6 protein-coding genes are annotated in these 6,218 nt (G+C 45.5%); all 6 read right to left on the bottom strand.

Features of this window, described 5'->3' with window-relative positions; translation table 11 throughout:
• Window positions 1-221 precede the first annotated feature (221 nt).
• The 6 genes from sufB to ABFX15_RS05985 all read right to left on the bottom strand — a co-directional run bounded on the left by sufB (window position 222) and on the right by ABFX15_RS05985 (window position 6,111).
• On the bottom strand, window positions 222-1,619 hold the full coding sequence (gene sufB, locus ABFX15_RS06010; RefSeq protein ID WP_091481790.1) for a Fe-S cluster assembly protein SufB: 1,398 nt from the start codon (window positions 1,617-1,619) through the stop codon (window positions 222-224).
• Between the two features lie 256 nt (window positions 1,620-1,875).
• Window positions 1,876-2,340, bottom strand: a complete 465-nt coding sequence (gene sufU / locus ABFX15_RS06005) for a Fe-S cluster assembly sulfur transfer protein SufU (RefSeq protein WP_346024570.1) — start codon at window positions 2,338-2,340, stop codon at window positions 1,876-1,878.
• Complete coding sequence (locus ABFX15_RS06000; RefSeq protein WP_346024569.1) at window positions 2,327-3,565, bottom strand: cysteine desulfurase; 1,239 nt, start codon at window positions 3,563-3,565, stop codon at window positions 2,327-2,329. Before ABFX15_RS06000 ends, sufU begins: the two co-directional genes overlap by 14 nt.
• Window positions 3,562-4,860 (bottom strand): Fe-S cluster assembly protein SufD, encoded by a 1,299-nt coding sequence (gene sufD / locus ABFX15_RS05995; protein WP_346024568.1) that lies wholly within the window; start codon window positions 4,858-4,860, stop codon window positions 3,562-3,564. Before sufD ends, ABFX15_RS06000 begins: the two co-directional genes overlap by 4 nt.
• Window positions 4,861-4,881: 21 nt before the next feature.
• Entirely contained in the window at window positions 4,882-5,655 is a 774-nt protein-coding gene (sufC, locus tag ABFX15_RS05990) for a Fe-S cluster assembly ATPase SufC (RefSeq protein ID WP_346024567.1), read from the bottom strand.
• 252 nt (window positions 5,656-5,907) lie between these two features.
• Window positions 5,908-6,111 carry a phospholipase D-like domain-containing protein gene (locus ABFX15_RS05985; RefSeq protein ID WP_346024566.1) on the bottom strand — a complete coding sequence of 68 codons (204 nt, stop codon included), beginning with the start codon at window positions 6,109-6,111 and terminating at the stop codon, window positions 5,908-5,910.
• Between the last annotated feature and the right edge of the window lie 107 nt (window positions 6,112-6,218).

The following is a 6,218-nucleotide window of genomic DNA, read 5'->3' as shown; positions in this document are numbered from 1 at the left end:
GTCATCCAACCCCATTATAAAGGACTTTTTTATATCATGAAACAGTTAAATTTTTAATGCAACACTAGTGAATCATTTTATTTAAAAAGAGTAAAAGTACTGCATGGTTCATCATATGTATCATTTTCTTTATAGCACTTAATCTTTCCGTCTATTCTGATAATAAGGAAAAAGCTAGAAACCTTTATAACAGGATTCTAGCTTTATTTCTTTTATTAAATTTAACCCACTGACCCTTCCATCTCATAAGAAATCAGACGGTTTAATTCAACAGCGTATTCCATTGGTAGTTCTTTAGTGAATGGTTCAACGAATCCCATCACGATCATTTCAGTCGCGGTTTCTTCGTCGAGTCCTCTACTCATCAGGTAGTAGAGTTGTTCTTCAGATATTTTAGATACTTTCGCTTCGTGCTCGAGGGCCACGTTTGAGTTGTGGATCTCGTTGAAAGGTATCGTATCTGATTTAGACAAGTCATCCATCAGGATCGTGTCACACTCAATGTGTGAAATAGATCCACCGGAGTTTTTACCGAATGTTACTTGTCCACGGTAATTTACAGTTCCACCATCTTTAGCGATGGACTTGGATACGATCGAGCTGGATGTGTTTGGTGCATTGTGGATCATTTTAGCACCTGTATCCTGAACCTGACCTTCTCCAGCCATAGCAATGGACATAGTCGTTCCACGCGCGCCGCGTCCGTTCAAGTGGATTGATGGGTATTTCATGGTCGTTTTCGCACCAAGGTTTCCATCGATCCATTCAACTGTCGCGCCTTCTGCAGCGTGAGCACGTTTTGTTACTAGGTTATATACGTTATCTGACCAATTCTGAATTGTCGTGTAACGGCAGTACGCATCTTTTTTAACGATGATTTCTACAACCGCTGCGTGAAGCGAGCTAGTTGAGAATGTCGGTGCTGTACACCCTTCGACGTAGTGCACGCTTGCGCCTTCGTCGACAACGATCAGGGTACGTTCAAACTGACCCATCATTTCGTTGTTGATACGGAAGTACATCTGCAGTGGCACGTCACATTTAACGCCTTTAGGCACGTAGATGAATGTTCCACCAGACCAGACTGAAGAATTCAGCGCAGCCAGTTTGTTATCTGTTGGAGGAACCACTGTCCCAAAGTGCTCTTTAAAGATTTCAGGGTATTCTTTCAAAGCAGTATCCGTATCTGTAAAGACGATACCCAGCTTCTCGAATTCCTCTTTCATGTTGTGGTAAACCACTTCTGATTCATATTGTGCACCAGATCCGGCAAGGAATTGACGTTCCGCTTCTGGAACTCCTAGGCGGTCAAAAGTTTCTTTGATTTTATCCGGTACATCGTCCCAGCTGCGTGCAGGGGCTTCACTTGCTTTACGGTAGTACGTATAGTTGTCGAAATCGACATCTGACAAGTCTGCTCCCCATTCAGGCATTGGACGGGATTTGTAGTGGTCGTATGATTTCAGACGGTAGTCGAGCATCCATTCCGGCTCGTTTTTACGAGAAGAAATGTCACGGATAATATCTTCGTTCAACCCTTTACCCGTATCGTAGACGGCGTCGACCCCTTCGTCGTGAAATCCGTATTTATATTCTGTTTTCTCAGGTACTTGAGACATGAATATTCCCCTTCCTTACTTATAGAAAAGCAGGTAAAGCTGTTTTGACACCCTTGAAAAATAGGGAAAGAAGTCTGAATGAGCATACTGCGCAATTGCCCGGAGACTTTTCGCTTCAGCGAATTAGTCGAATGGTATGCGTCAGCTGGTGTTTCTTTCATCTTTTTTCATGCAGTGTCAGGCTTTAACTGCTAGCCAGTAATCATGTATATCTCTGCAGTCAGTTCATTCTATTCGGGAATCGTCCAGAATAGAGTCAGTCGTGCGTCAGTTGACCGTCAACGCCTGTGCCGTCTGATCCGAGTGCTTTTTCCAGAGCTTTCCAGGAGAGTGTTGCGCATTTGATCCGGGCAGGGAATTTTGATACACCTGCAAGCATCATTGCGTCACCGAGTGCCTGTTCGTGTTCAGGCTTGTTGCCTTGAACGACTTCTGAAAATTCGTTCACCAGCATCAGGGCTTCGTCAACGGATTTATTTAAGATCGTGTCGGTCATCATGCTGGCACTGGCCATTGAAATGGTACAGCCGCTTCCGTCAAACCGCACATCAGTTATTTTATCTTCTTCGACTGTCAGCTGTACTTGGATCACGTCTCCACATGTCGGGTTTTTCAGCTCGATCTGTGTGGTCGCTTTATCCAGTACACCGCGTCGTCTTGGGTGTTGAGAGTGATCAAGGATCACTGCCCGGTATAATTGATCTAATTTAGTCAAGGCCATGTAAGAAAAACTCCTTCGTGGCTTTCAATGCTTCAACGAATTTGTCTGCATCAGCAACCGTGTTATACAAATAGAAGCTTGCACGGGCCGTAGCTGGCTGATTCAGATAGTTCATCAAAGGCTGTGCACAGTGGTGACCGGCTCTGACAGCTACACCTTCCATGTCCATTGCTGTCGCAACATCATGTGGATGAACCCCGTCGATATTGAACGCAATCACGCCTGTCCGGTCCGAGGATTTTTTCGGTCCGAATAAGGTCAGTCCTTCAATTTCTTCTAGTTTCGGCATCAGGTACGCCACCAGATTTTGTTCATGGTCCATTATCTCACGCATGCCGATGTTTTCCAAGTAGTCCATAGCTGCGCCCAGTCCGATCGCTCCGGCGATGTTCGGGGTTCCTGCTTCAAACTTCCATGGTAGTTCTTTCCATGTGCTGTCCTGCAGTTCCACGAAATCGATCATCTCTCCGCCAAACTCCAGAGGCTCCATTTTCTCAAGCCACTTACGTTTGCCGTAAAGCACGCCGATACCGGTCGGAGCCATCATTTTGTGACCGCTGAATGCGTAGAAATCTGCATCCAGTGCCTGAACATCTACGGGCATATGCGGTACTGCCTGAGCACCGTCGACAACCATCACGCCACCTTTGTCATGCACGTAATCAGTCAGTTCGTTGATCGGGTTGACGACGCCCAGCACATTTGATACATGAACGAGAGAAACGATTTTAGTCTGTTCAGTAATCTTTTCTCTCGCATCGTCCATGTCCAGCTTACCGTCATCCGTCAGCTCGATATATTTAAGCTTAGCGCCTTTACGCTTTGCCAGCTGCTGCCAGGGGATGATGTTCGAGTGATGTTCCATGAAGGAAATCACTATCTCATCCCCTTCTTCAATAATCAGATCGCCAAGGCTTCTGGCAACCCAGTTCAGACTGGTCGTAGTCCCTCTTGTAAACAGAACTTCAGCCGTGCTTGGGGCATTGATGAAGCGGCGGACTTTTTCTCTGGCTCCCTCATATTGAGTGGTCGCTCGTTCAGCCAAAGTATGCACCCCTCTATGCACATTGGCATTAGAGGTATGGTAATAGGTTTCAAGAGCTTTCAGGACAGCTTCCGGTTTCTGTGTGGTCGCGGCATTATCCAAATAAACAAGTGGCTCATCGTTGACGTGCTGCTGAAGGATCTTGAAGTCCTCCCGCAGATGTTCGTAAGGCACGGTCATCTAGATGTCAACTTCCTTTCGATGGTGTCAACCAATTCGTCACGGATACTTCTCAGTGGAATAGCTGAAATCACTTTTCCAAGGAATCCGCGGATAACCAGTCGCTCAGCTTCTGATTTCTCGATTCCTCTGCTCATCAGGTAGTACATTTCTTCAGGATCGACGCGTCCAACACTGGCTGCGTGACCTGCTGTCACTTCATTTTCGTCGATCAGTAGAATCGGGTTCGCATCGCCTCGGGCTTTGTCAGACAACATCAGTACACGAGATTCCTGCTGAGCATCTGCTCCTTTAGCCCCTTTGATGATGTGGCCGATTCCGTTGAATGTCAGGGTCGCTCGGTCCATGATAACGCCGTGCTGGAAGATGTTTCCTTCCGTGTGGTTCCCGTAGTTGACAACGTTGGAGTCGATGACTTGCGTCTGATGTCCGCTGCTGATTCCGACAGCTTTCAGGTCACTTGATGACCCTTCTCCGACAAGGTCGACATCGAAGTCACAGACAACATTTCCGTTGTTCATAACACCAATTGCCCAGTCGATTGTTGAGTCTCTTGATGTGTATCCTTTACGGTTGAAGTATACTGTAGAGTTTTCACCCAGCTGGTCAACTGCACTGAATTTTACTTGTGCGCCGGCTTTGGTGACGACTTCTACAACGATGTTTGCGGCATTTTTCGTGTCGCCTTTAGTCAGGAATTTCTCCACATAGTTAAAGTTTGAGTTTGTATCAGCATAAATCAATACGTGCTTGATGAATGAATCTTCAACTAAACTGTTTTGAATGAAGACCGCTTCAAGCGGGTCTTCGATCTCAACGTTTTTAGGCACATAGAGGAATAGTCCTGAATTCATGAACGCTGCGTGGAATGCAGTGATTTTATTCGTATCCGGTTTAACCGCCTTGGACATATAAGCTTCCTTGACCAGGTCAGGGTGCTCTTTTAATGCCGTATGCATGTCAGTAAAGATGACCCCTTTGTCCTTCAATGACTGGGGAAGGGTTTCGATCACTGTGTCGTTTCCTGTTTGAATCACACGGGCAGCATCTGCCTTGTCTTCGACGAATTCGAATGGATCGATAGCTTTTGGTGCCGGTGCGCCAGTCAGGTTCGGGACCTGCCACAGCGGCCAGCGGTTGTATCTTAAACGCTCGATGACGGGCGGATCAAGATCTTCGATTTTTTCCAGCGCATCCAGGCGCATCTGAAGCATCCACTCCGGTTCCTGAAGTGCTGTGGAGAAGGCTTGTAATGCGTCTTTATAACTCACGTAATCTTTAGTTTTTGTTTCCATAAGTCATGGCCTCCTCAAAAATTAGTCTTCTTCAATGTCAAAGTCTAATCCTAGTTCTTCCATTAGACCTTTGTATCCTTCTGCTTCAAGTTTCTTAGCCAGTTCAGCTCCACCTGTCTTAACGACACGTCCATCCATCATGATGTGGACAACATCTGGTGTGATGTAGTTCAGTAGACGCTGATAGTGCGTGATGATCAGTGAGCCGAAGCCTTCACCGCGCATCGCGTTAACACCTTTAGATACGACTTGCAGCGCATCGATATCCAGTCCTGAGTCGATTTCGTCAAGAATGGCGAAAGTCGGTTCGATCATTAATAGTTGCAAGATTTCGTTACGTTTTTTCTCTCCGCCTGAGAAGCCTTCATTTAAATAACGTTCAGCCATTTCTTCCGGCATATCCAGAACAGCCATTTTTTCGTCCAGTTTGTTGATGAAGTCCATGACATTCATCTTATCGTCTTCGTCTCTTCTTGAGTTGATTGCTGCACGCATGAATTCTGCATTGGTGATTCCAGCAATTTCACTTGGGTATTGTACAGCAAGGAACAAACCGGCACGTGCCCGCTCGTCAACTTCCATGTCCAGTACGTTCTCTCCGTCCAGAAGGACTTCTCCTTCTGTTACTTCGTAGCTTGGGTGTCCCATGATTGCAGCAGAAAGGGTAGATTTCCCTGTTCCGTTAGGTCCCATGATTGCGTGGATTTCACCTGTCTGCATTTTCAGGTTCACGCCTTTAAGAATTTCTTTGTCCTCGATGGATACATGTAGGTTCTTGATCTCTAATACGGCCATTATGTACCTTCCTTTTCTACTTGTATTTTTTTGAGCAAAAAAGTCTGTAAAAGCAGAATCCTGCCTGAAAAAACTTTCTTACTTACAATGTCTAATTTTAGTCTAATTGAGAATCAGAATCAAGGTTTCTTTGAGGTAAATATCAGCAAAACCTCATTTTTCGTTGATTTAACAAGGTTTCCAGATTATAAAAATTATCATCTACGAATAAATAAAATCATCAGATCACTTAAGTTCTGATGATTTCAACATTTATAACAAGGTTTCGAGCAGCCAGGCAAGAGGTCTCATGGCTGGTATGAGAATCCTCTGCCACCAGACAGGTGTCTCCCCTTCTGTTTTTTCTCCAGGTATCTCTGAGCCATCCTGATCGAACCGGACACTTTTCTTCAGATAACTTTCTTCCGCTTCATCTAGAATCTGTCGTGCGAGTTCTTCGCTGTCCAGAACGATCATTGTCTCAGTACTTAGCCAGGTGCTTCTGGCATCAAAGGTGAACTACCCACCACTTAAATCCTTTGGATTTTGAAGTGGGGGCTTCCTACGAACTCCATTCTTATCTG

The organism is Alkalibacterium indicireducens (assembly GCF_039522005.1).
Taxonomy (GTDB): Bacteria; Bacillota; Bacilli; order Lactobacillales; family Carnobacteriaceae_A; genus Alkalibacterium; species Alkalibacterium indicireducens.
Note: the sequence above shows the minus strand (reverse complement) of the source record. Positions and strands in the feature narration are given on the sequence as shown.

Coding starts and splice junctions, on each gene's coding strand:
- sufB (WP_091481790.1), bottom strand. CDS start 1,619: ATGTCTCAAGTACCTGAGAAAACAGAATATAAATACGGATTTCACGAC.
- sufU (WP_346024570.1), bottom strand. CDS start 2,340: ATGGCCTTGACTAAATTAGATCAATTATACCGGGCAGTGATCCTTGAT.
- ABFX15_RS06000 (WP_346024569.1), bottom strand. CDS start 3,565: ATGACCGTGCCTTACGAACATCTGCGGGAGGACTTCAAGATCCTTCAG.
- sufD (WP_346024568.1), bottom strand. CDS start 4,860: ATGGAAACAAAAACTAAAGATTACGTGAGTTATAAAGACGCATTACAA.
- sufC (WP_346024567.1), bottom strand. CDS start 5,655: ATGGCCGTATTAGAGATCAAGAACCTACATGTATCCATCGAGGACAAA.
- ABFX15_RS05985 (WP_346024566.1), bottom strand. CDS start 6,111: ATGATCGTTCTGGACAGCGAAGAACTCGCACGACAGATTCTAGATGAA.